Source organism: Stutzerimonas kunmingensis (genome assembly GCF_900114065.1).
GTDB classification, from domain to species: domain Bacteria; phylum Pseudomonadota; class Gammaproteobacteria; order Pseudomonadales; family Pseudomonadaceae; genus Stutzerimonas; species Stutzerimonas kunmingensis.
On record NZ_FORS01000005.1, the window covers coordinates 105,514 to 126,932 of the forward strand.

Annotated in this window: 23 protein-coding genes and 1 pseudogene; 15 read left to right on the forward strand and 9 right to left on the reverse strand. The window is 66.2% G+C overall.

Annotated elements, in window-relative coordinates; translation table 11 throughout:
• Window positions 1–16: 16 nt before the first annotated feature.
• From BM275_RS13865 to BM275_RS13900, 8 genes are read left to right on the forward strand one after another with little or no spacing between them, the layout of a single operon-like run.
• Window positions 17–508 (forward strand): Na+/H+ antiporter subunit E, encoded by a 492-nt coding sequence (locus tag BM275_RS13865; protein ID WP_090521821.1) that lies wholly within the window; start codon window positions 17–19, stop codon window positions 506–508.
• Window positions 508–759 carry a monovalent cation/H+ antiporter complex subunit F gene (locus BM275_RS13870; RefSeq protein WP_044314691.1) on the forward strand — a complete coding sequence of 84 codons (252 nt, stop codon included), beginning with the start codon at window positions 508–510 and terminating at the stop codon, window positions 757–759. Before BM275_RS13865 ends, BM275_RS13870 begins: the two co-directional genes overlap by 1 nt.
• Window positions 752–1,045, forward strand: a complete 294-nt coding sequence (locus BM275_RS13875; RefSeq protein ID WP_014821872.1) for a cation:proton antiporter — start codon at window positions 752–754, stop codon at window positions 1,043–1,045. The genes BM275_RS13870 and BM275_RS13875 overlap by 8 nt, the downstream gene beginning before the upstream one ends.
• Window positions 1,038–1,946 carry a hydrogenase subunit MbhD domain-containing protein gene (locus BM275_RS13880; protein ID WP_023444517.1) on the forward strand — a complete coding sequence of 303 codons (909 nt, stop codon included), beginning with the start codon at window positions 1,038–1,040 and terminating at the stop codon, window positions 1,944–1,946. Before BM275_RS13875 ends, BM275_RS13880 begins: the two co-directional genes overlap by 8 nt.
• A complete protein-coding gene (locus BM275_RS13885) occupies window positions 1,943–2,224 on the forward strand; it encodes an NADH-quinone oxidoreductase subunit K (protein ID WP_090521823.1) in 282 nt (93 codons plus the stop codon). Before BM275_RS13880 ends, BM275_RS13885 begins: the two co-directional genes overlap by 4 nt.
• Window positions 2,221–3,645, forward strand: coding sequence for a complex I subunit 5 family protein (locus BM275_RS13890; RefSeq protein WP_090521825.1), 1,425 nt, complete (start codon window positions 2,221–2,223; stop codon window positions 3,643–3,645). Before BM275_RS13885 ends, BM275_RS13890 begins: the two co-directional genes overlap by 4 nt.
• Window positions 3,642–5,138, forward strand: coding sequence for a complex I subunit 5 family protein (locus BM275_RS13895; protein WP_090521827.1), 1,497 nt, complete (start codon window positions 3,642–3,644; stop codon window positions 5,136–5,138). Before BM275_RS13890 ends, BM275_RS13895 begins: the two co-directional genes overlap by 4 nt.
• On the forward strand, window positions 5,135–6,784 hold the full coding sequence (locus tag BM275_RS13900; protein WP_090521829.1) for a complex I subunit 5 family protein: 1,650 nt from the start codon (window positions 5,135–5,137) through the stop codon (window positions 6,782–6,784). The genes BM275_RS13895 and BM275_RS13900 overlap by 4 nt, the downstream gene beginning before the upstream one ends.
• A gap of 9 nt (window positions 6,785–6,793) precedes the next feature.
• Here BM275_RS13900 and BM275_RS13905 read toward each other — a convergent pair whose 3' ends face one another.
• From BM275_RS13905 to BM275_RS13940, 8 genes are all read right to left on the reverse strand, one after another.
• Window positions 6,794–7,237 carry a ketosteroid isomerase-related protein gene (locus BM275_RS13905; RefSeq protein WP_044315835.1) on the reverse strand — a complete coding sequence of 148 codons (444 nt, stop codon included), beginning with the start codon at window positions 7,235–7,237 and terminating at the stop codon, window positions 6,794–6,796.
• 76 nt (window positions 7,238–7,313) lie between these two features.
• The gene (locus BM275_RS13910) at window positions 7,314–8,711 is read right to left on the reverse strand and encodes an ATP-binding protein (protein WP_090521830.1); all 1,398 of its coding nucleotides are present in this window, start codon (window positions 8,709–8,711) and stop codon (window positions 7,314–7,316) included.
• The gene (locus BM275_RS13915; protein WP_014821866.1) at window positions 8,708–9,385 is read right to left on the reverse strand and encodes a response regulator; all 678 of its coding nucleotides are present in this window, start codon (window positions 9,383–9,385) and stop codon (window positions 8,708–8,710) included. Before BM275_RS13915 ends, BM275_RS13910 begins: the two co-directional genes overlap by 4 nt.
• A gap of 74 nt (window positions 9,386–9,459) precedes the next feature.
• Window positions 9,460–10,071: an outer membrane beta-barrel protein gene (locus tag BM275_RS13920; protein WP_090521832.1), complete on the reverse strand. Its 612-nt coding sequence runs from the start codon at window positions 10,069–10,071 to the stop codon at window positions 9,460–9,462.
• Window positions 10,072–10,205: 134 nt separating this feature from the next.
• Window positions 10,206–10,601: a hypothetical protein gene (locus BM275_RS13925; RefSeq protein WP_014821864.1), complete on the reverse strand. Its 396-nt coding sequence runs from the start codon at window positions 10,599–10,601 to the stop codon at window positions 10,206–10,208.
• A 47-nt stretch (window positions 10,602–10,648) separates the two neighbouring features.
• Window positions 10,649–11,530, reverse strand: coding sequence for a hypothetical protein (locus BM275_RS13930; RefSeq protein ID WP_090521834.1), 882 nt, complete (start codon window positions 11,528–11,530; stop codon window positions 10,649–10,651).
• A gap of 15 nt (window positions 11,531–11,545) precedes the next feature.
• Window positions 11,546–12,034, reverse strand: a complete 489-nt coding sequence (locus BM275_RS13935) for a curli production assembly protein CsgB (protein ID WP_090521836.1) — start codon at window positions 12,032–12,034, stop codon at window positions 11,546–11,548.
• A gap of 199 nt (window positions 12,035–12,233) precedes the next feature.
• A complete protein-coding gene (locus BM275_RS13940) occupies window positions 12,234–12,818 on the reverse strand; it encodes a helix-turn-helix transcriptional regulator (RefSeq protein ID WP_041015247.1) in 585 nt (194 codons plus the stop codon).
• 262 nt (window positions 12,819–13,080) lie between these two features.
• Between BM275_RS13940 and BM275_RS13945 the strand changes: the two genes are divergently transcribed.
• From BM275_RS13945 to BM275_RS13960, 4 genes and pseudogenes are all read left to right on the forward strand, one after another.
• The gene (locus BM275_RS13945; protein ID WP_090521837.1) at window positions 13,081–14,796 is read left to right on the forward strand and encodes an OPT family oligopeptide transporter; all 1,716 of its coding nucleotides are present in this window, start codon (window positions 13,081–13,083) and stop codon (window positions 14,794–14,796) included.
• A 70-nt stretch (window positions 14,797–14,866) separates the two neighbouring features.
• Window positions 14,867–15,940 (forward strand): annotated as a pseudogene (locus tag BM275_RS13950) (AI-2E family transporter).
• Window positions 15,941–16,056: 116 nt separating this feature from the next.
• Window positions 16,057–16,371 carry a hypothetical protein gene (locus BM275_RS13955; RefSeq protein WP_090521838.1) on the forward strand — a complete coding sequence of 105 codons (315 nt, stop codon included), beginning with the start codon at window positions 16,057–16,059 and terminating at the stop codon, window positions 16,369–16,371.
• Between the two features lie 152 nt (window positions 16,372–16,523).
• Window positions 16,524–16,817 carry a hypothetical protein gene (locus BM275_RS13960; RefSeq protein ID WP_090521840.1) on the forward strand — a complete coding sequence of 98 codons (294 nt, stop codon included), beginning with the start codon at window positions 16,524–16,526 and terminating at the stop codon, window positions 16,815–16,817.
• An 81-nt stretch (window positions 16,818–16,898) separates the two neighbouring features.
• On the opposite strand, the gene serA is transcribed toward BM275_RS13960, so the two are convergent.
• On the reverse strand, window positions 16,899–18,128 hold the full coding sequence (gene serA, locus BM275_RS13965; protein ID WP_041015354.1) for a phosphoglycerate dehydrogenase: 1,230 nt from the start codon (window positions 18,126–18,128) through the stop codon (window positions 16,899–16,901).
• A gap of 199 nt (window positions 18,129–18,327) precedes the next feature.
• Between serA and BM275_RS13970 the strand changes: the two genes are divergently transcribed.
• The 3 genes from BM275_RS13970 (at window position 18,328) to BM275_RS13980 (ending at window position 21,406) form a co-directional block, all read left to right on the forward strand.
• The gene (locus BM275_RS13970) at window positions 18,328–19,722 is read left to right on the forward strand and encodes an FAD-binding oxidoreductase (RefSeq protein WP_046618466.1); all 1,395 of its coding nucleotides are present in this window, start codon (window positions 18,328–18,330) and stop codon (window positions 19,720–19,722) included.
• 28 nt (window positions 19,723–19,750) lie between these two features.
• Window positions 19,751–20,416, forward strand: a complete 666-nt coding sequence (locus tag BM275_RS13975; protein WP_041015243.1) for a fumarylacetoacetate hydrolase family protein — start codon at window positions 19,751–19,753, stop codon at window positions 20,414–20,416.
• Window positions 20,417–20,509: 93 nt separating this feature from the next.
• Entirely contained in the window at window positions 20,510–21,406 is an 897-nt protein-coding gene (locus tag BM275_RS13980) for an SdiA-regulated domain-containing protein (RefSeq protein ID WP_090521842.1), read from the forward strand.
• The last annotated feature ends 13 nt before the right edge of the window (window positions 21,407–21,419 follow it).

Here is a 21,419-nt window from a genome sequence, read left to right on the forward strand (position 1 = left end):
TGCCAAGGAGGTTGTGATGACACAGGCCGCATGGCGTCGCGGAGCCACCGACGCACTCTTCTGGTCACTGCTCTATACCGCACTCTGGGCGCTGTTCGCTGCCGGACAGGGCTGGGTGCTGGGTGTGCCGACGATCACCCTGGCCATCGCGCTGAGCCTCTGGCTCGGCCTGCGCCCGATGGCCATGCGCCTGGCGGCGCTGCCGGCGTTTCTCGGCTTCTTTCTCAAGCACATGCTGCTCGGTGGCTGGGATGTGGCGCGGCGTGCGCTGCAGCCACGCTGTCCGCTGCAGCCGGCGTGGCATCCCTATCCGCTCACCAGCCAGTCGCCGCGGGTGCGCCTGTTGCTCTCGGCGATGGTCGGGCTGTTGCCCGGGACCCTGGCGTCGCGAGTCGATGCCGACGAGATGCGTGTGCACGTGCTGGATGAACGCCTGCCCTGGCAAGCCACCGTGGCCGAACTGGAACTGCGCCTGGAGCGGCTGCTTGGCGCGGAGGGGCGGCCTTGATGGCAGTGTTCTGTGCACTTCTGCTGCTGACCCTGATCATCGGCCTGTGGCGCGTACTGCTCGGCCCGCGGCGGGTCGACCGGCTGCTTGCAGTGCAGCTGTTCGGCACCACCGGCGCGGCGCTGCTGCTGGTGTTGGCGCAGTGGCAGGGCGCGCCGGCACTGCGCGATGCGGCGCTGGTGCTGGCGCTGCTGGCGGCGATGATCAGCGCCGCGCTGGTACAGCTGCTGCGACGTAGCCGCCATGAGTGAACTGCTCGACTTCTTCAGCTGGCTGCTGCTGGCCGGTGGGCTGGGGTTCTTCGCCGCCGGGAGCATCGGTCTGCTGCGCTTTCCCGATACCCTGAGTCGCCTGCACGCGCTGACCAAGGCCGACACCCTCGGCCTCGGCCTGGTGGTCGCCGGCCTTTCGCTGCGCGCCGGCGGGGTGCTGGAAGTCGCGCAGATGCTGCTGATCTGGCTGCTGGTGCTGGCCTCCGGCGCCACCGCCTGTCAGCTGCTGGCACGTCAATCCGACGAGGAGGACGGCGATGACTGACTGGCTGCTGGATGCGGTCCTCGGCCTGTTGCTGCTCGGTCTGGCCGGTGGCGCGCTGCATGTGCGCCAGCTGTATGCCGGCGTGTTGCTGTTCATTGCTTTCGGGCTGGTGCTGGCGCTGGTCTGGGCGCGGCTGGGCGCGGCCGACCTGGCGCTGGCCGAGGCGGCCATCGGCGCCGGGCTGACCGGTGTGCTGCTGTTCGCCGCGCTGGCGCGTCAGCCACGGGCCGGCAGCGAGCCGCAGCTGTCGCGCCGCCGGCGTCTGGCCGCGGTGGCGGTGGTGCTGCCGCTCCTGTTGATGGTGTTGCCGCAGCTAGCGCCGCTGGCCGAACTGCAACCGAGCGTGCCGACGCAGATCGATGCCGCGCTGGCGCAGAGCGGCGTCGAGCATCCGGTCACGGCGGTGCTGCTCAATTTCCGCGCCTGGGACACCTTGCTCGAGCTGGCCGTCCTGCTCCTGGCCCTGCTCGGTGCACGGCAGCTCGGATCGCTGCAGCCGCAGCTGAGCGAGCCCTGGCCTATGCTGCGCGCCTGGGGCCGAACACTCGCGCCGCTGCTGGTGCTGGCCGGCGGCTATGTGCTCTGGCGTGGTGCCGCCTCGCCCGGCGGTGCCTTCCAGGCCGGCGCGCTGCTGGCCTCCGGCATCGTCCTGCTGCGTCTGGCCGGTGCGTTGCCGGCGTTGCGCTGGGGCTTCTGGCCGCTGCGTCTGCTGGTGTTGGTCGGCCTGCTGCTGTTCGTCGCGGTGGCGGCAGCCTGCGCCTGGTTTGGCGATGGCTGGCTGCAGTACCCGACCGGCTGGGCCAAGCCGCTGATCGTCGTCATCGAGGCCGCGGCGACGCTGTCCATCGCCGCGAGCCTGAGCCTGCTGGTGATCGGCGACGACCCGGAGCCGCAGTCATGAGCGTCACGCTGTTCTGGATCGCCGTCGGCTTCGCCCTCTGGCTGCTCGGCCTGCACGGGTTGCTCACATTGCGCCATGCGCTGCGGCGGATCATCGCCATCAATCTGATGGGCAGCGGCGTGTTTCTGGTGATGATCGCCCTGGCGGCGCGTCACGCCCCGAGCGATCCGCTGCTGGTGGCGCTGGTGGTCACCGGGCTGGTGGTGGCGGTGAGTGCGACCGCCCTGGCGTTGCGCCTGAGCAGTGCGCTGGCCACCTCGAAGGCGCAAGAGCGATGAACGCCGCCCTGGTCAGCCTGCTGCTGCCGCTGGCCGGTGCCTTGCTGCTGATCCTGCTGCGCCCGGCGCGCAGCGGCCGCTGGGTGATCGCGCTTAGCCTGGGCGCGCTTCTGGCGGCGATCATGGCGCTGCAGGTGGTGCTCGATCATGGCGAGCGAAGCCTGCTGGTCGGTGGCTGGGAGGCGGGGCTGGCGATCCGTTTCCGCCTGACCCCGCTGGCCGCGCTGCTGCTGGTGTTCACTGCCGGATTGCACCTGCTGGTGGCGCTGTACGCGGCGCGCATCGCACATGCCGCCGGGAATCAGGATTACTGGCCATTGTCCTGCCTGTTGCACGCGGCACTGGCCGCGCTGTGGCTGTCGGCAGACCTGTTCAACCTCTACGTGACGCTGGAGTTGCTCAGCCTGGTCGCGGTGGCGCTGGTGTCGCTGGCGGGGCGCAAGGCCTGGAAGCCGGCGCTGAACTACCTGCTGCTGTCGCTGGCCGGCTCACTGGCCTATCTGCTCGGTGTGGCGCTGATCTACGGGCGCTACGGCGTGCTCGATCTGGCCATGCTGGCGCAACTGACCGAAGCCGATGGCGTGACTTATCTGGCGCTGCTGTTGATGACCCTCGGGCTGATGCTCAAGGCCGCGCTGTGGCCGCTGCACCTGTGGTTGCCGCCGGCCCACGCCGCGGCACCGACTGCGGTCAGCGCGCTGCTCTCGGCACTGGTGGTCAAGGGGCCGCTGTACATCCTCTGGCTGATCTGGAGCGAGATTGCCCCGGCTGAATTCGGCCGCGACGCCGGCCTGCTGTTCGGCGCCGCCGGTGTGCTGGCGCTGGTCGGCGGCGGCTGGTCGGCGCTGCGCGCGCCGCGACTGAAGACGCTGGTGGCCTACTCGACGGTAGCCCAGCTGGGCTACGCGCTGCTGGCGCTGGGGCTGTTGCTGCATCTGGACGAACCGCGCCTGCATGCGGCCCTGTGGCTGTTCGTGCTGGCCCACGGGTTGGCCAAGGTCTCGATGTTCCTCGCGGCTGGCGAATTGCAGAGCATTCTCGGCAGCAAACGGGTGAGCGGCATGAAAGGCGCGAGTCAGAACGTGCCGATCGCCCTGGCGGCGTTCGCCGTGGCCGGCGGCAGCCTGATCGGCTTGCCGCCCAGTGGCGGTTTCCTGGCCAAGTGGCTGTTGTTGCAGCCGCTGTTCGAACGGCCGCAGCACTGGCCCTGGGCCTTGGGCGCATTGCTCGGCACGCTGATGTCGGCGGCCTACGTGTTTCGCGTCGTCGCCCATGGATTCGACCGTGCCCGGCCGAATCCACCGAGCATTCATGCCGACCGTCTGGCGCAGTGGCTGGCGTTGCTGCCGGCGCTGCTGGTCTGGGGGCTGGCGCTTATCAGCGAGCCGCTGTTGCTCTGGCTGGGAGGGCTCGGGCGATGAGCTGGCATGCGTTTCTGCCATTGGGCATCGTGCTCAGCTCGCTGCTGCCGGGCCTGGTGATCTTCGGTCTGCGCGAGGACCAGCAGCGCCTGCGTGTGACCCTCAACCTGCTCGGCGTGACGCTCAAGCTGGTGCTGGTCGGCAGCATGCTCTATGGCGTCAGCCAGGGCAGCGAGTACCGCTTCAGCGTGCCACTGTTGCCGGGCGTGCCGCTGGTACTGCAGGCCGATGCGCTGGCCTTGCTGTTCGTCGCGCTGTCATCGCTGCTGTGGGCGGTGACGACGATCTATGCCATCGGCTACCTGGAAAACTCGCCGCTGCGATCGCGCTTCTTCGGCTACTTCAGCCTCTGCGTCAGCGCCACGGTGGGCCTGGCGCTGGCGGGCAATCTGGTCAGCTTCCTGCTGTTCTACGAACTGTTGACCCTGGCCACCTTTCCGTTGGTGGTGCATCGCGGCACGCCGGAGTCGCTCGCCGCGGGGCGCGTCTATCTGGCCTACACCGTCGGTGGAGGGTCGCTGGTGCTGATGGGCGTGGCCTTGCTGCACAGCCTGGCCGGCACGCCGGATTTCCAGGCGGCCGGCTACCTGCTGGACGTAGTCGGCGAGCATGACCTCGGGCTGCGCGTGGCCTTCGCCCTGCTGATTCTCGGCCTTGGCGTGAAGGCGGCGCTGATCCCGCTGCACGGCTGGCTGCCGCAGGCGATGGTCGCCCCGGCGCCGGTCAGCGCCTTGCTGCACGCGGTGGCGGTGGTCAAGGCCGGGGCCTTCGGCATCGTGCGGGTGGTCTACGACGTCTTCGGCGCCGAGGCGCTGACGCAACTGGATCTCACCACGCCGCTGCTCTGGCTGGCGGCGGCGACCATCCTCTACGGCTCGCTGCGCGCCTTGCAGCAGCAGGAGCTGAAGAGGCGCCTGGCCTACTCGACCATCAGCCAGGTGTCCTACGTGACGCTTGGCGTCGCGCTGCTCGGGCCGATCGCGGCGGTGGGCGGCCTGGTGCATCTGGTCCATCAGGGGCTGATGAAGGTCACGCTGTTCTATTGTGCGGGCAATTTCGCCGAGACTCTGGGCATTCACCGCATCCGCGAGATGGACGGCGTCGGCCGGCGCATGCCCTGGACCATGACGGCTTTCTCCATCGGGGCGCTGGGCATGATCGGCATTCCGCCGATTGCCGGCTTCATCAGCAAATGGACGCTCGGCCTCGGCGCGCTGGAGGTCGGTCAGGACTGGGTGCTGCTGGTGCTGCTCGGTTCGGCGTTGCTGAATGCCGCCTACTTCCTGCCGCTGCTGTGGCGGGGCTGGTTCGCTGAGCCGGCGGACTGGCACCAGAACCGCTGGGTCGATGAGCGTTTCGAAACCCATTGGATGCTGTTGCTGCCGCCGCTGATCACGGCGCTGCTGTCGCTGCTGGTCGGCCTGCTGGCGGCCACCGCGCTCAGCCCGCTGGGCTGGAGCCAGTTGATCGTCGAGCGGGAGTTCGCCATATGAACGCCTGGCTCTGGCTGCTGGTGCCTTTCGCACCGTTGCTCGGCGGCGTTCTGCTGTTGTGGCTGCGCGAACGCAGCCTGCCGTGGCTGTGGCTAGCCTGTGCGCCGGCGTTGCTGGCAGCGCTGCAACCGCCGCCAGCGTTGGAGTTGCCGTGGCTCTGGGAGGGTGTGCGCTGGGGCGCCAGCGATACGCTGACCCGCACCTGGCTGGGCTTTACTGCCGTGCTCTGGAGTTGCGCGGCGACCTTTGCCAACAGCAGCCTGGCCACCGATCGGAAGCGGCTGCGCTTCTGGGCGTTCTGGCAACTGGCGCTGGCCGGCAATCTGCTGCTGATCATCGCCACCGACGCATTGAGCTTCTACCTCGGCTTCAGCGCCATGAGCCTCGCGGCCTATGGGTTGATCGTGCAGCGCGGTGGACCGGGCCCGCGGCGGGCCGGACGCCTCTATCTGCAACTGGCGATCTGCGGCGAGATGCTGCTGCTCGCCGGGCTGTTGCTGCGCAGTCACAGCACCGAACAGGCCTTCGACTTCGCCACCTGGCAGGCGCAGCCGATCGACCACCTGACCCTGGCCCTGCTGGTGCTCGGGCTCGGCCTGAAGGCTGGGTTCTGGCCGCTGCACGTCTGGCTGCCGCTGGCCCATCCGCAGGCCCCGGCACCCGCCAGCGCGGTACTCTCCGGGGCGATGCTCAAGGCCGGCATTCTCGGCATCTGGCGCTGCCTGCCGGAGAGCGATCCGACGCTGGCGGCCTGGAGCACGCCGCTGCTGATCGCCGGCCTGTTCGGCGCGCTCTATGCGGCTGCGCTGGGGCTGTGCGCGGCCAAGTCCAAGGCAGTGCTGGCCTGGTCCTCGGTGAGCCAGATGGGCTGGATGCTGATGATCCTGGCGCTGGCCTGGAGCCCGGAGGCGCCGTCTGCGGCGCTGCTGACGGTGCTGGTGCTGTTCGGCGTGCATCACGGGCTGGCCAAGGGCGCGCTGTTCCTCGCCGCCGGGATGGTCCACGAAGGGCGGCTGTCGCGTCTGGGCTGGGTGCTGCTGATGCTGCCGGCGCTGGCGATCATGGGCGCGCCGTTCACCAGCGGCGCGGCAATGAAGTACCTGCTGAAGGAGGCCTGGCATGAAAGCGCCTTCGTCGCCTGGTTGCCCTGGCTGACCCTGGCCAGCTTCGCCACCGCGTTGCTGCTCTGGCGTGCGCTCTGGCTGATGTGGCGCGACCAGCAGCACGCCAGTGCACGCGCGCCGCTCGGCCAGTGGTTGCCGTGGGCGCTGCTCAGCATGGCGTCGCTATCCGTGCCCTGGTTCTGGCCGACCATGCGCGAAGCGCTGCTGGCTGGGGTGTATCCCGCGGGCCTGTGGTCAGCGCTCTGGCCGCTGCTGGCAGCTCTGGGTCTGACGCTGCTGGCTCTGCGCCGTGGCTGGAGGGTGCCGTCGCGGCTGGCGCAGTTGCCCAATCCGGCACTGTCGGCATCGCTGTATCTCACCCGCCTGCTGCGCCAGCCGCCACTGCCCGTACCCGGGATGCAGCTCGAGCGGAACCGCTGGCGGGCACGCGAACGGTGCTGGAATCGGCAGTGGGAACGCGGCGCCCTGACCCTAAGCGCCTGGCTGCTGGTGGCGCTGCTCTGGCTGGGCTGGCTGTGGTGAGCGATGGGATCAGGGCAGGGCTTTCTCGGCGTAGGGCCGGGTATCCAGGCCCAGCTGCGCGCGAAAGCTTTCCATGTCGAACATCGTGCAGATTTCCTGCACCTGCTGCGTCGGGGTGATGCTCCAGAAGGCCATGGCAGAAATGCTGAGCACCTTGTCGCTGGGCGGATAGCCGAACGCCGGCTGCTCGATGGTGCCGATCAGCGTGCTCCAGGTGACCACCCGGTTGCCTTCGGCGATGCATTCCTCGACCACCACTTCCAGTTCCGGCATGGCGTGGCGGATCTGCCGGACCATGTCGAGAAACTCGGCGCTGGCGAGCGGCCGGCCGATGAAGGAGCTCTTGTAGAGAAAATCCTTGCTGTGCAGGTGCTCGGCCAGCGCCAGGCGCCCGCGGTTCCAGGTCAGGTCGATGTGCTGACGGACGAGTTTCTTGCGGTCATCCAGTGACATGCGCCCTCCAATGGGCTGCAGATAGCTCGGCAGCGAACTCTAACAGCGGCCAGGGCCGTGCGGGAGTGCCGTTCGGTCAGTCGGCCTGCAGCCGGATGCGGAAAGCCGCGCCACCGAGCGCCGACTCGCCGAGACTGAGCTCGCCACCGTAACTGTCGAGGATGTCCTTGACCACCGCCAGGCCAATGCCCTGGCCGGGGTGCTGGCCATCGAGGCGCTCGCCGCGGCGGATGATGCGCTCGCGCTGGCCGACCGGCACACCCGGGCCGTCGTCCTCGACGCCGAGCAGCAGGTCGCCTTCGTGATGGCTGGCGCTGATTCGCACCTGCTGCAGGCACAGGCGGTAGGCGTTCTCCAGCAGATTGCCGAGCAGCTCCATCAGCGCGCCCTGTTCCATCGGCACCAGACACGGCTCGGCGAGCTGCATCTCGACCTGCACGTGTTTGTCGCGGTAGACCTTGTCCAACGTGCTGCAGAGGCTGATCAGCAATGGCTTCAGTTCGACCCGGTGTCGCACCAGACCGCTCTTGCCGAGGCTGGCGCGCTGCAGCTGGTAGCCGATCTGCTGGCTCATGCGTTCGATCTGCGCCTGCATCACCTGCGCCGGCTCGCGGCTCTGCGCCTGCGCGGCGAGGGTTTCGCCGACGCCCTGCAGCACGCTGAGCGGTGTTTTCAGACTATGCGCCAGGTCGCCCAACGAATTGCGGTACTGCTCGCGCTGGCGCCGTTCGCTGTCCAGCAGGCGGTTGAGCGAACGGGTAAGGCGCAGCAGCTCGCGGGGGTGTTCGTCGCTCAGGTGCTGGCGCTGGCCTCCTTCGACCTGATCGAGCTCGGCGCTGACGCGTTTCAGCGTGCGAAAGCCCCAGGTCAGGCCGAGCCAGAGCAGGATCAGCAACACCAGCAGGCCGCTGCCGAGCCACAGGTAGAGCTGCCGGCGAAACTCGTCGAACAGGCTCAGGTATTCGCTGGTGGGCTGCATGGTGACGAAACTGAAGGCGTTGTCGCGGCTGCCGGCCAGCTGCAGTTCGACGTCGTAGACGAAGTACTCGAGTCCCGCCGCATCGCGGGTGCGCAGAAATTCGCTGGTGCGGCCCTCGTAACGCGGGCGGTAGTCGATGCGCTCGTCGGCGGCCGAGCGGGAATGCCAGACCAGCTCGCCGCGGCGGTCGTAGATGAAACCGAGCAACTGCGCGTCGGGCAGGTTGAATTCTTCGTCCGGCATCCGCTCGGGCATCAGCAACCGGCCGTCTTCGACATGGGCGGCAGTGATCAGGGTGCTGGCATCGGCGGCCAGGCGTTGCTCGATGACGCGTTCGAAGGTCAGGCTGAAAGCGCCCTGCAGCGCCGGCAGCAGGGCCAGCATGAACAGCGCGGCGAGGCCTGCGGCGCCGAGCATCAGCCTTAGGCGCAGCGACATGGCACCTCTCAGTCGGTGGCGCACGCGCGCTTGCAGACGGCGCCAGCGTCGATTCATCGGCAGCGCTCGGTGAACAGATAGCCTAGGCCGCGCACGGTTTCGATGGGCTTCATCGCGCACTGCGCCTCCAGCTTGCGCCGCAGCCGGCCGACCAGCACTTCGATCACGTTCGGATCGCGCTCCTCGTCACCGCTGTAGAGCTGCTCCATCAGGCGCTCCTTGGCCACCACCTGCTGCTGATGACGCATCAGGTATTCGAGGATGCGGTATTCGTAGGCGGTCAGCGCCAGCGGCGCGCCATTGGCCGTGGCCTGCTTGCGATTGAGGTCGAGCAGCAGCGGGCCGGCTTCGATGGTGGCCTGGGTGAAGCCGCTGGAACGGCGCAGCAGAGCGTTCAACCGGGCTTCCAGTTCCTCGAACTGGAACGGCTTGACCACGTAGTCGTCGGCGCCCGCGGCCAGGCCTTCAACCTTGTCCTGCCAGTTGCCGCGCGCGGTAAGGATGAGAATAGGGAAGCTCTTGCCGCGGCTGCGCAGCTGGCGGATCAGGTCCAGCCCGCTGATGCCCGGCAGGCCGAGATCGATGACGGCCAGGTCATGGTTGAATTCGTGGGTCTGAAACAGCGCTTCCTCGGCGTTGGGCACGGCGTCGACGACATGCCCGCTTTCGCCGAGTCGGGTCTGCAAGTGGTGGCGCAGCAGCGCCTCGTCTTCCACCACCAGCACTTTCATTGGCTTGCTCCCCGTGCAAAAACGGCCAGGTTCTCGCCCTGGCCGTCGTTCAACGTTCTGTCAGCGTAACGCCATCAGAAGTGATAGTTCAGACCCAGATAGGCCTGCTTGCTGCTGTGCAGGTCGATCGAGCCGAGCTTGCCGACGCCGCGCTCGGATACTTCGGTACCGGCGTTGCTGCGCAGGTAGCGGTAGCCCGCTTCCACCGAAGTGTTGTCGCCGAGCTTCTGCAGGATACCGGCCTGCAGGCCGACCAGGTAACCGATGTCGCTGTCACGGCTGTAGCCCCTGGACTCGTTCTCCAGCTTGGTCAGGCCGGCGCTGGCGCCGCCGAACAGGCGGGTGGTGACACCCAGTGGGAGAAACAGGTCGTAGCTGCCGAGAAGGTTCTGCTGACGCAGCTTGAAGGTGCTGCCGTAATCGTCCGAGACGTTCTCGTAGGTCATGTAGTAACGACCCTCGTCGGTCATCTGGCCGGCGCGAACACCCCAGGTGCCGCTGTTCCTGATGGTGTCATCGAAACGGTTCTCGCCACCCATGCTCTGCTTCAGGGCGCTGGAACGATCGGTATTAACGGTGGTTTTGCCCCAGGTGAGACCGGCGAAGTTCTCTGCGGCGTGGGCGCCGAAGCTGAGGATGCCGAGGGACGTGGCCAGGGCCAGGGCCAGGGTGCTGAGTTTTTTCATCGGTGACTCCTTTTCAGGCAGCGGGATACTGACGGCCCCTAGCCTGAACGGGCGTCACTGAACCCTGCCTGAACCCCAGCTGAACCTGCGCTGAACGAGCGCCACCTGGTGCGCCGTCGGTCCGCTTTCGGCCTTCACGCGATCTGTTCCGGCTCGCTTTCGTCGTCCACATCGGCGTCGTCGTCCGGGTAGCTGCGCAGGATCGGCGGCTGCTCGGCATCGTCGATCCACCACTGCAGCTCGGCCTCGACACGGGTGTCGTCAGCGATGCCGAGGCGGTTGTTCAGCGGGCATTGCTGCGTCGGGGTGGCGATCAGCGTGCCGCTCTGCGCGGTCTGGGCATTGCCGGCCCTGCCACTGGAGCGCACCTTCAGACGAAAGCGGACCTGCTGCCCGCTGCCCTTGAAGCACAGGGCGAGCGAAAGCCGGCTTTGCTCGGCCGGTTGCAGCTCGAAACTGACGGCTACCGGTGCATCGGCAGGGGCGGGGGTGGCTGCGAGCAGCCAGGTGGTGAGGGTCATGGTCAGCATCCGTTCTGTTTCCGTTGAAGCCGGTCCGTGGCTGGAGGGTGGTTGCGCTACTGCTGGACGATGGTGGCGCTGTTGCCGGTGCCGCTCTGGTGGATCGTCGCGACGCCGGGCAGGCGGGTGAAGTCATTGGCCGGCAGGCTCTGGCGGATCATCGCCTCGTTGGCGCTGCCCAGTTGGGTGATGGTGGCCTGATGACCGTAATTGCCCTGTTCGATGCTCGCCAGGTTGTCGTTGCCGTTCTGGATCACCGTGGCCTGGTTGGACATGAAGCTCTGGGCGATGTCGACGCTGTTACCGCTGCCGGTCGACGAGCCACTGATGCGGCCGCCGAAGCCGTTCTGGTCGACCGTCAGCCGGTTGCTGTCGCCGCTCTGGGTGAAGTCGAGTTCGTTGTGGTAGTCGTTCTGCTGAATCTCGGCGATGTTGTAGGTGCCGGCCTGGGCGATGTTCATGCGATTGCCGTCGCCCTGGTAGATGTCGGCCAGGTTGCCCAGACCGTCCTGGGACACGTTCATCCGCGACCCTTCGAAGTAGCCCTGCTGGTCGAAGGTCAGCACGTTGTCGTCGCCGCGCTGCTCGATCTGTGCCGTGACGAAGGCGGTCTGGCTGCCGGTGATCTGGTTGCCGTTGCCGATGCTGCTGGCATCGACCGTGCTGGTACGTCCGGTCTGTTCGATGGTGGCGACATTGGCGTTACCGATCTGCTGCAGGTTGGCGACCTTGAAGTAGGCCTCGCCGATCTGCGTGATGCTGGCGGTGTTGAGGTTGCCGATCTGGCTGACATCCATGGTGCTGGACTCGACCAGGCCGGTCTGTTGCAGCTCGGCGACATTGTCCGTGCCGACCTGCTCCAGTTCGATGCTGTTCTGCGCCACGGCCTGAGTAGCGGCGAGAGTGAGCAGGGTGGCAATTGCCGTAGGCTTGAACATGAACTCTCCTGATCGCTAGCGACCCTGCACGATATTGATCTGCTGGCCGACGCCGTATTGCGTCACCGCGCTGCGCAGGCCCTGGCCGGTCTGCTCGATGCGCGCATCGTTATAGGCGCCGTACTGGCTGATGCTGGCCTGGTTGTCGCTGCCGGTCTGGCGGATTTCGGCGTAGTTGCCCTGGCCGACCTGCTCGATGACCGCCATCAGGTTATCGCCGTGCTGCAGGATAAAGGCTTCCTGATCGCCGCCCTGCTGCAGCATCTGCGCGCTCAACGCCTGGCCGTTCTGAGTCAGCTCGGCGAGGTTGCCCTGGCCGAGCTGCTGGATATAGGCGGCTCTGGCGTCGGTCAGATGAACGGCAAGCTGGGAGGTGGTGGTGCTGGTGCCGAGGGGCGATAGATCGCCGTTGTCCATCAGGTCGGCGGCCATCAGCGGCGCGCAGGCCAGGCAGGCAACCAGGGCAGACAGTGATGTGGCGCGGGGCAGGGCGTAACGGGCCATTGGTATGTACCGGATGACAGTGGTCGCGATTCTTGAACGCGGCGGACGCCCTTGAACATCCATCGGATGATGTAAAAGGCGTAGCACGAGCAATTCGCTCGGGATTAATGCCTGGCACGGGCGTGACGCTTTCGCACCGTGCCAGAGCGTCTCGGTGACGTCCCGTTCCGCTAGGCCGCCCGTCGCTGCGGGACGCTACTCAAGCGCTACAGGACTTGTCCCAGTCGAGATGACTGCGCAGCAGGTACGCCGCCTCGGCCCGATTGGAGGCGCCGATCTTGCGCAACAGATTGTGGATATGACTCTTGATCGTGTGCGGGCTGAGGCACAGCTGCTCGGCGATTTCCGCATTCGACAGCCCCTTGCCGGCGAGGCTCAGGATCTCGCGCTCGCGCAGCGTCAGGCTGGACTTGGTTTCAGCGAGCTGGCGCATGCGCCGCCACTGGCCCAGCAGCCTCTCGGTGAGGACCCGTGGCAGCCAGTCGCCACCCTTGAGCAGCACGCGGATGCCCTCGAGCAGGTGCTCGCGGGTGGCGTGGCTGTAGAACACCCCGCGAATCACCGGGTGTCGTTCGACCAGCTGCTCGGCCTGCTCGGGGACGATATTCACCAGCGCCACCGGTGTGTGCTCGTCGAGCTGGTCGATCAGGCTGGATATCTGTTCGGCTTCGCTATGGCCGGCGTCGACCAGAAACAGGTCGGCTCCGCGATTGTCCGGTGATTGCAGTCCGGTCAGCGCAACTTCGACTTGCGCCTGTTCGCCTAGAAAGTGGCGAAAGAACAACCCAAGCAGTTCATTGCCGGTTAACAGCGTGACAGTTGGGGAGGATGTGTCCCGTGTAAGCTCCGCGTCCATGTTCGGTACCTAGTCAGTCGGGCGTGATTGATTAAAAAGTTACTAAACGACCAGCACCTTGCAGCGAAGTTCAGCCGAGAGATGGCGAACGGGCATTATCCAGCCAGCACGTGCACAACTCCGCCAGGGTGAACGCGAGGCATCGAAAAGGGCGCGCGTTTTTGCACCGGGCGGCTGCTAAGGTAGGGGAATGATCGCGACCACCTCTGCCGTTTCGTCTCGTGAACTGACCCTGCGTGCCTTGCTCACCGGTCTGCTGCTGGGTGCGCTGCTGGCACCGTCGAATGTCTACTCGGGCCTCAAGATCGGCTGGTCGTTCAATATGTCGATCATCGCGCTGCTGATCGGCTTCGCGTTCTGGCAGAGCATTGCCGTCGCGTTCGGCCGCCCGCGCTGGTCGCTGCTGGAAAGCAACATCAACCAGACCACCGCCTCGTCCTGCGCCTCGATCATCTCCGGCGGGCTGGTGGCACCGATTCCCGCCTATACCCTGCTCACCGGTCAGCAGCTGGACAGCCTGCCGCTGATGGCCTGGGTGTTCTCGGTGAGCTTTCTCGGCATCTGGGTGGCCTGGTACCTGCGACCTTCGCTGATCGTCGAGTCGGGGCTGCGCTTTCCCGAGGGCATGGCGACCCTGGCGACGTTGCAGCAGATCTACAGTCATGGCGCCGAGGCCGGGCGCCGGCTCTGGGTACTGGGCGGTGCCGCCGTGCTGGCCGCGGGGAGCAAACTGGTCGATACCTTTTTCTGGACGCTGCCGCGCTGGGCACCTTCGGCGCAGCTTGAGCGCCTGACGTTCAGCTTCGAACCCTCGCTGCTGTTGCTCGGCTTCGGCGGCATCATCGGGTTGCGCGTCGGCCTGTCGCTGCTGCTCGGCGCCGTACTGGCCTGGGGCCTGATCGCGCCCTGGCTGCTGGCCGAGGGACTGGTGCGCTTGCCGGCCGCAGCCCAGGGGCCGCAGTTCGCCGCGCTGATCGAATGGCTGTTGTGGCCGGGCGTGAGCCTGATGGTCTGCGCGACGCTGACCTCGCTGGGCCTGCGCCTGCTGCGCTCACGCTCGCCAACGACACGCCGGCGGCCGGTGCTGCGGCGCCCGCACGGCTGGCCAGCGGCCGGTTTTGCGCTGTCGGTAGGACTGGTGCTGGCGCTGCAGGTCAGCCTGTTCGGCATCGACCCCTGGCTGGCAGCGCTGTCGATTCCGCTGGCGCTGCTGCTGGCGATGGTTGCCGCGCGGGTGGTCGGCGCGACCGGGATTCCGCCGATCGGCGCCATCGGCCAGCTGTCGCAGCTGAGCTTCGGCGTGTTCGCCCCGGGCCAGGTGCCGGTCAATCTGATGAGCGCCAACACCGCCGGTGGCGCGGCGGGGCAGTGCACCGATCTGCTCAACGACTTCAAGGTCGGGCATGCCATCGGCGCTGCGCCGGGGCGTCAGGCGCTGGCGCAGTGCTTCGGCATTCTGCTCGGCAGCGTGGTCGGCGTACTGGCCTATCAGCTGCTGATTCCCGATCCGCAGAGCATGCTGATCACACCCGAATGGCCGGCTCCGGCGGTCGCTACCTGGAAAGCCGTGGCCGAAGCCTTGACCGGTGGTCTCGGCGCGCTCGCTGCCGACATTCGCTGGGCAATGCTCGCTGGCGCGCTCGCGGGCGTGCTGCTCGGGATGCTGGAAGGGCTGCTGTCCGAACGCCGGCTGCGCTGGTTGCCGAGCTCCGCGGCGCTCGGCCTGGCATTCATCATTCCGGCGTCGATTTCGCTGATGATGACCTTCGGTGCCGTGCTCGCCTGGGCCTTCGCGTCACGCTGGCGCAGTCTCGGCGAGCGCTTCGTGATTGTCGCCGCGGCTGGCCTGGTAGCGGGCGAGAGCATGGCCGGCGTCGGCGCCTCGCTCTGGCAGCTGCTGCGCTGATTGGCGGCAACAGCTGAATTAATGCGCGGCGCGGTCTGTCGTACCTCTTGTACTCGCGAGGGGGAGCATCATGTCCACGTCGACACCGCAGAACGATGCCAAGACGGTCGCCAATCGCACGATTGTGCAGGCTGCGGTGCTGGCCGTCGTGGTGCTGCTGAGCATCGTCGCCTGGCTGGCGTTCGATTTCATCCTGCTGCTGTTCGCCTCGATTCTTTTCGGTGTGCTGATTCACGGCGTGAGCCGCTGGCTCTGCAGCAAGACGGCGCTGTCCTACAAGCTGTCCATGGCGGTGTTCTTCGTGCTCTTGCTGCTCGGCCTGGGGGGCGGCGGCTGGCTGGTCGCGCCGAGCATCGCCGAACAGGCCGATGCGCTCTCCGAATCGCTGCCCGAGGCCGTGGAGCGCCTGCGTGAGCGTGCCGAGCAGTTGCCTTAGGCGAATGAACTGCTGCAGCAGCGCGAACGCCTGGAGGACTCGCTGCCCGACGGCTCTAGCGCGTTCAGCGTGGTCACCAAGGTGATGGGCTCGATCGTCGGTGCGCTGAGCAGCTTCGCCATTGCCTTCGCCATCGGCATCTGCCTCGCCATCAATCCGAAGATATACGTACGCGGGCTGCTGAAGCTGATTCCGCTGGGCTATCGACCGCGCGCAGCGGAGGTGCTCGACGAAAGCGGCTCGACGTTGCGGGCCTGGCTGCTGGCCAAGCTGCTGGAAATGCTGCTGATCGGCGTGCTGACCACGCTCGGTCTGTGGTTGCTGGGCATCGAGCTGGCGCTGGTGCTCGGCCTGATCGCCGGGTTGCTGTCGTTCATTCCCAATATCGGTCCGGTGCTGGCGGTGATACCGGCGCTCCTGCTGGCATCGCTGGAGGGCGGGCGCACGGTGCTCTACGTCGCCGCGCTCTATCTGTTCATCCAGGCCTTGGAAAGTTATGTGTTCACGCCGTGGATGCAGCAGCGCATCGTCTCGGTTCCGCCGGCGCTGACCATCGCCGTGCAACTTCTGTTCGGCCTGCTGGCCGGTACCCTGGGTCTGCTGCTGGCGACGCCACTGGCAGCTGTCGGCATGGTGCTGGTGCGCATGCTCTACGTTGAGGATCTGCTCGGCGATCGGCCGCAGGCGACCGACGGTCCTAGTGCCTAGCCGCTCTGGCCGGGCGTTCTACAGGGCTGTCACGTTTTGTAAATGCTGACGACGAAACCCCTGACCCGTCCCGCTGCCGGATTACATGAACCCCCTGAAAATATGCAGGAGTCATCATGAACATGCACAAGATTGCGGCACTCACCCTGGCGGGACTGCTTTCCAGCGCGGCATTCGCTGCCGGCAATACCGGCACCGGCGCCGATACCGGCCACCGTGATTCGAAGGGACACAGTACCGAGCAGCCTGGAACCATGGGCGGCACGGGCAACGGAATGGATTCGACCTCCGATACCGGCAAGATGCCGGACGAGACTGAGCGCCCGGCGACCACACACGGTAGCGATCACGGTACTGGCGGCGATGGTGCGGCTGGTAAGCAGGGTACGACCGGTACGGGCGGCGAGGGCGGTGAACGCGGCGCCTACTGATCCATCGGTTGCACCTGAACGGCCCGGCAGGCTCAGCTTGCCGGGCCGTTCTGCGTTCAGCCTGACCGCTCGGCCGTTGCCGGCAGTTGTGCGGAAACCTTTGTCGGTGCCGGCGTGCCGAACCTGCAAGAGCAAAGATCGGGAGGTGCACGATGGACCTGCTGCGTATGAGCATTCTGCTGGTGCCACTGCTGGGCGCAACGAGCGCCCTGGCCGAGACTACCGGGCCGACCAATCCGGAAAAGGCCCGTCAGCACCCGCTGGACAGCCGCGAGCCGCGGCCGCACTCGGGTCAGCAATCGGACGAGATGGAACAGATCGAAGCACCGCTGCTGCAGCCGCGCCAGGCACCGATCGAGACCGATGTGCCGCCGACGCCCGAGCCGCGTGACGAGCAGCCAGGGGCGGATGTCGATGCTGCGGGTAATCGGGTGCTGCGCAGCTAGCGGAGAGCGCTCGGGTTTAGTCAGTGCGCATGAACGAAAAGGGAGGCCTAAGCCTCCCTTTCAACGCACCGCGTCAGCGAATCAGAACAGCACGCGGCTGCGGATGGTGCCGTTGACGTGCTGCAGCTTCTCCAGCGCCAGGTCGGAGTACTCCTTGTCCACGTCGATGACGACGTAGCCGACCTTCTCGTTGGTCTGCAGGAACTGGCCGCAGATGTTGATGCCGTTGTCGGCGAAGACCTTGTTGATCTCGCTCATCACACCCGGAATGTTCTGGTGGATGTGCAGCAGGCGGTGCTTGCCCGGGTGCGACGGCAGGGCGACTTCCGGGAAGTTGACCGAGGACACCGAGGTGCCGTTGTCGCTGTACTTGACCAGCTTCTCGGCGACTTCCAGGCCGATGTTGGCCTGCGCTTCGGCGGTGGAACCACCGATGTGCGGCGTCAGGATCACGCGATCCAGGCCACGCAGCGGGCTTTCGAATTCCTCGTCGTTGGACTTCGGCTCGACTGGGAACACGTCGATGGCGGCGCCGATCAGGTGCTCGTCCTTGATCGCGGCGGCCAGGTGATCCAGCTCGACCACGGTGCCGCGGGCGGCGTTGATCAGGATCGCGCCCTTCTTCATGGCGCGGATTTCCTTCTCGCCAATCATCCATTGGGTGGACGGCAGCTCGGGAACGTGCAGGGAGACGATGTCGCACATGCCCAGCAGCTCGTACAGCGAGCCGATCTGGGTAGCGTTGCCCAGCGGCAGCTTGGTCACCACGTCGTAGAAGTAGACCTGCATGCCCAGCGCTTCGGCCAGTACGGAGAGCTGGGTGCCGATGGAGCCGTAGCCGATGATGCCGAGCTTCTTGCCGCGGATCTCGAAGGAGTTGGCCGCCGACTTGATCCAGCCGCCGCGATGGCAGGAGGCGTTCTTCTCCGGAATGCCGCGCAAGAGCAGGATGGCTTCGGCCAGTACCAGTTCGGCCACCGAACGGGTGTTGGAGTAGGGCGCGTTGAACACCGCGATGCCGCGCTCGCGGGCGGCGTTCAGGTTGACCTGGTTGGTGCCGATGCAGAAGCAGCCGACGGCGATCAGCTTCTTGGCCGCATCGAAGACCTCTTCGGTGAGCTGGGTGCGCGAGCGGATGCCGATGAAGTGGACGTCGGCGATCTTTTCCTTCAGCTCCTCGCTGGACAGCGCGCCCTTGAGGTACTCGATGTTGGTGTAGCCGGCCGCCTTGAGGGTGTCGACGGCGTTCTGGTGCACGCCTTCGAGAAGAAGAAACTTGATCTTGCTCTTGTCGAGAGAGGTCTGGCTCATCTGCATTAAAACCTTAAGGCCGAAGGAAAGGACTGAAGTGTCCAGCGAAGGCTGGCCGACCCGTCATTAGCGGTGTCGGGAGTCTGCCGAGGCACGTTTCAAAGGGGTGCGTATGCTAGCATACGAGCCCCGCGAAACACCCCCACCCCTGTGCTGAAGCGTGCTCAGGGTGACCATGAATCGTATGAGAGTTCCCGTGATGACCGACCCCGCCCTGATCGATGAGCTGAAAACCCTGGTCGAGCCCGGCAAAGTGCTGACCGACGCCGAATCGCTGAATGCCTACGGCAAGGACTGGACCAAGCATTTCGCTCCTGCGCCCTCGGCCATCGTCTTTCCCAAGAGCATCGAGCAGGTTCAGGCCATCGTGCGCTGGGCCAACGAGCGCAAGGTCGCGCTGGTGCCCTCGGGCGGTCGCACCGGGCTTTCCGCAGCGGCCGTGGCGGCCAATGGCGAGGTGGTGGTGTCGTTCGACTACATGAACCAGATTCTCGAATTCAATGAGATGGACCGCACCGCCGTCTGCCAGCCGGGCGTGGTCACTGCGCAGCTGCAGCAGTTCGCCGAGGACAAGGGCCTGTATTACCCGGTGGATTTCGCCTCCGCCGGCTCCAGCCAGATCGGTGGCAACATCGGCACCAATGCCGGTGGCATCAAGGTGATCCGCTACGGCATGACCCGCAACTGGGTCGCCGGCATGAAAGTGGTGACCGGCAAGGGCGACCTGCTCGAACTGAACAAGGACCTGATCAAGAACGCCACCGGCTACGACCTTCGCCAGCTGTTCATCGGCGCCGAGGGCACCCTGGGCTTCGTCGTCGAGGCCACCATGCGCCTGGAACGCCAGCCGACCAACCTCACCGCGCTGGTGCTGGGCACCCCCGATTTCGATTCGATCATGCCGGTGCTGCATGCCTTCCAGGACAAGCTGGATCTGACCGCCTTCGAGTTCTTCTCCGACAAGGCGCTGGCCAAGGTGCTCGGCCGTGGTGACGTGCCGGCGCCGTTCGAAACCGACTGCCCGTTCTACGCGCTGCTGGAATTCGAGGCCACCACCGAGGAGCGCGCCGATCAGGCGCTGGCGACCTTCGAGCATTGCGTCGAGCAGGGCTGGGTGCTCGATGGCGTAATGAGCCAGAGCGAGCAGCAGCTGCAGAACCTGTGGAAGCTGCGCGAGTACATCTCCGAGACCATCAGTCACTGGACGCCGTACAAGAACGACATCTCGGTGACCATCGCCAAGGTGCCGGCCTTCCTCAAGGAGATCGACGCCATCGTCGGCGAGCACTATCCGGACTTCGAAATCGTCTGGTTCGGCCACATCGGCGACGGCAACCTGCACCTGAACATTCTCAAGCCGGATGCGATGGACAAGGACGAGTTCTTCGGCAAGTGCGCGACGGTGAACAAGTGGGTGTTCGAAACCGTACAGAAGTACAACGGCTCGATCTCGGCCGAACACGGCGTCGGCATGACCAAGCGCGACTACCTCGAATACAGCCGTTCGCCGGCGGAAATCGAGTACATGAAGGCAGTCAAGGCGGTGTTCGACCCCAACGGGATCATGAACCCAGGCAAGATTTTCGCGGCCTGAACGGCCCACGGATTACCAGGAGTCTTCGATGAGCTACCAGCACCACTACACCGATGGCACGCCGATCCACTATCCGCTGGGTAAGGTGGTCTGCATCGGCCGCAACTATGCCGAGCACGCCAAGGAACTGAACAACCCGGTGCCTACCGAGCCGCTGCTGTTCATCAAGGCCGGCAGTTGCACCGTGCCGCTGGACGACGGCTTCAGCATCCCCAGCGATCGCGGCGCCGTGCATTACGAAGCGGAAATCGCCGTGCTGATCGGCAAGCCGCTGTCGCGCAAGCCGAACGAGGAAGAGGTGCGCGATGCCATTTCCGGCTTCGCCCCGGCGCTGGACCTGACCCTGCGCGACGTGCAGGCCAGGCTCAAGGAAAAGGGCCATCCGTGGGAAATCGCCAAGAGCTTCGACGGCGCCTGCGTGCTGGCGCCGTTCGTGCCGGGCGATGCGGTGGAGGATCTGGGCGACATCGGCATCCGCCTGACCATCAACGGCGAAGTCCGCCAGGACGGCAACAGCAGCCAGATGCTCAACGCCATCCTGCCGCTGCTGCAGCACATCGCCGGGCATTTCAGCCTGCAGCCGGGCGATGTGGTGTTGACCGGTACGCCGGCCGGCGTCGGCCCGCTCAAGCAGGGCGACCAGCTGGTGCTGGAGTTGGTCGGGCTGTCGCGTTTCGAAAGCCGCGTGATCTGACCTGCGCGCGGCGGGGCAAACCCGCCGCGTCTGCTGCTTCTGTGCGAACCGCTCTCGTGTTGTAATCCGGCACCTTCCGCCGGAACGCTGTTCATGCCCGTTCGTTATTCCCGCTGGCGTCTGATCGTCGCCGCCATCCTGCTGTTGCTTTTTATAGCGCTGCTCGTCGCCACGCGCCTGCTGCACTGGGACGATCAGCTTCAGCTGTACTGGGGCGAGCGTTCGGTCAGCGCCGAACAGCGCGCAGCCAGCATCTGGCTGCCGGATTACGAGCTGACCCTGGAAACCACCCTGGCCGGCCTGGAAGACGAGGAAACCTCGGGACTGACCTGGAATCCCCTGACCGGCACGCTGTTCACCGTAACCGGCGAACAACTGGTCGAGTTCACTCCGTCCGGCGTCGTGCTGCGGCGCGTCGCGCTGACCGGTTTCGCCGATCCTGAGGCGGTGGAGGCCCTGGGTGACGGACGCCTGGCGATCGTTGATGAGCGCCGCCGGCTGGTGGCGGTGTTCCGTCTGGAGCCCGGCGTGGAAAGCCTCGATCTCGATGATCTGGCCAGCTATGACCTGGGCTTCGCCGATGCCGGCAACAAGGGCTTCGAGGGAATGGCCTGGAACCCGCGCACGCAGCGCCTGCTGCTGGCCAAGGAACGTGACCCGCAGGGCCTGTTCGAGCTGCCATTCCCGGGTGAGGACGGCGCCGCCGGGGCGCTGCAGGCCGTGCCGAAACAGCGGCTGCTGGTACGCGACATTTCCTCCGTCGCCATCGACCCGCGCAGCGGCCACACGCTGATGCTTTCCGACGAGTCGCGGCTGCTGGTGGAGCTGGACCTGCAGGGCAAGCCGCGCAGCTTCATCAGCCTGTTCGGCGGGCTCAATGGGTTGGTACATGGGATCGAGCAGGCCGAAGGTGTGGCGATGGATGGCGAAGGCAACATCTACGTGGTCGGCGAGCCCAACCGCTTCTACGTATTCAGCCGCAGGCGCTGAGACCTGGGCCGCC

Coding starts and splice junctions, on each gene's coding strand:
- BM275_RS13875 (WP_014821872.1), top strand. CDS start 752: ATGAGTGAACTGCTCGACTTCTTCAGCTGGCTGCTGCTGGCCGGTGGG.
- BM275_RS13970 (WP_046618466.1), top strand. CDS start 18,328: ATGACCGACCCCGCCCTGATCGATGAGCTGAAAACCCTGGTCGAGCCC.
- BM275_RS13935 (WP_090521836.1), bottom strand. CDS start 12,034: ATGGCCCGTTACGCCCTGCCCCGCGCCACATCACTGTCTGCCCTGGTT.
- BM275_RS13890 (WP_090521825.1), top strand. CDS start 2,221: ATGAACGCCGCCCTGGTCAGCCTGCTGCTGCCGCTGGCCGGTGCCTTG.
- BM275_RS13945 (WP_090521837.1), top strand. CDS start 13,081: ATGATCGCGACCACCTCTGCCGTTTCGTCTCGTGAACTGACCCTGCGT.
- BM275_RS13900 (WP_090521829.1), top strand. CDS start 5,135: ATGAACGCCTGGCTCTGGCTGCTGGTGCCTTTCGCACCGTTGCTCGGC.
- BM275_RS13915 (WP_014821866.1), bottom strand. CDS start 9,385: ATGAAAGTGCTGGTGGTGGAAGACGAGGCGCTGCTGCGCCACCACTTG.
- BM275_RS13870 (WP_044314691.1), top strand. CDS start 508: ATGGCAGTGTTCTGTGCACTTCTGCTGCTGACCCTGATCATCGGCCTG.
- BM275_RS13895 (WP_090521827.1), top strand. CDS start 3,642: ATGAGCTGGCATGCGTTTCTGCCATTGGGCATCGTGCTCAGCTCGCTG.
- BM275_RS13885 (WP_090521823.1), top strand. CDS start 1,943: ATGAGCGTCACGCTGTTCTGGATCGCCGTCGGCTTCGCCCTCTGGCTG.
- BM275_RS13960 (WP_090521840.1), top strand. CDS start 16,524: ATGGACCTGCTGCGTATGAGCATTCTGCTGGTGCCACTGCTGGGCGCA.
- BM275_RS13980 (WP_090521842.1), top strand. CDS start 20,510: ATGCCCGTTCGTTATTCCCGCTGGCGTCTGATCGTCGCCGCCATCCTG.
- BM275_RS13865 (WP_090521821.1), top strand. CDS start 17: ATGACACAGGCCGCATGGCGTCGCGGAGCCACCGACGCACTCTTCTGG.
- serA (WP_041015354.1), bottom strand. CDS start 18,128: ATGAGCCAGACCTCTCTCGACAAGAGCAAGATCAAGTTTCTTCTTCTC.
- BM275_RS13910 (WP_090521830.1), bottom strand. CDS start 8,711: ATGAATCGACGCTGGCGCCGTCTGCAAGCGCGCGTGCGCCACCGACTG.
- BM275_RS13975 (WP_041015243.1), top strand. CDS start 19,751: ATGAGCTACCAGCACCACTACACCGATGGCACGCCGATCCACTATCCG.
- BM275_RS13930 (WP_090521834.1), bottom strand. CDS start 11,530: ATGTTCAAGCCTACGGCAATTGCCACCCTGCTCACTCTCGCCGCTACT.
- BM275_RS13955 (WP_090521838.1), top strand. CDS start 16,057: ATGAACATGCACAAGATTGCGGCACTCACCCTGGCGGGACTGCTTTCC.
- BM275_RS13905 (WP_044315835.1), bottom strand. CDS start 7,237: ATGTCACTGGATGACCGCAAGAAACTCGTCCGTCAGCACATCGACCTG.
- BM275_RS13880 (WP_023444517.1), top strand. CDS start 1,038: ATGACTGACTGGCTGCTGGATGCGGTCCTCGGCCTGTTGCTGCTCGGT.
- BM275_RS13925 (WP_014821864.1), bottom strand. CDS start 10,601: ATGCTGACCATGACCCTCACCACCTGGCTGCTCGCAGCCACCCCCGCC.
- BM275_RS13920 (WP_090521832.1), bottom strand. CDS start 10,071: ATGAAAAAACTCAGCACCCTGGCCCTGGCCCTGGCCACGTCCCTCGGC.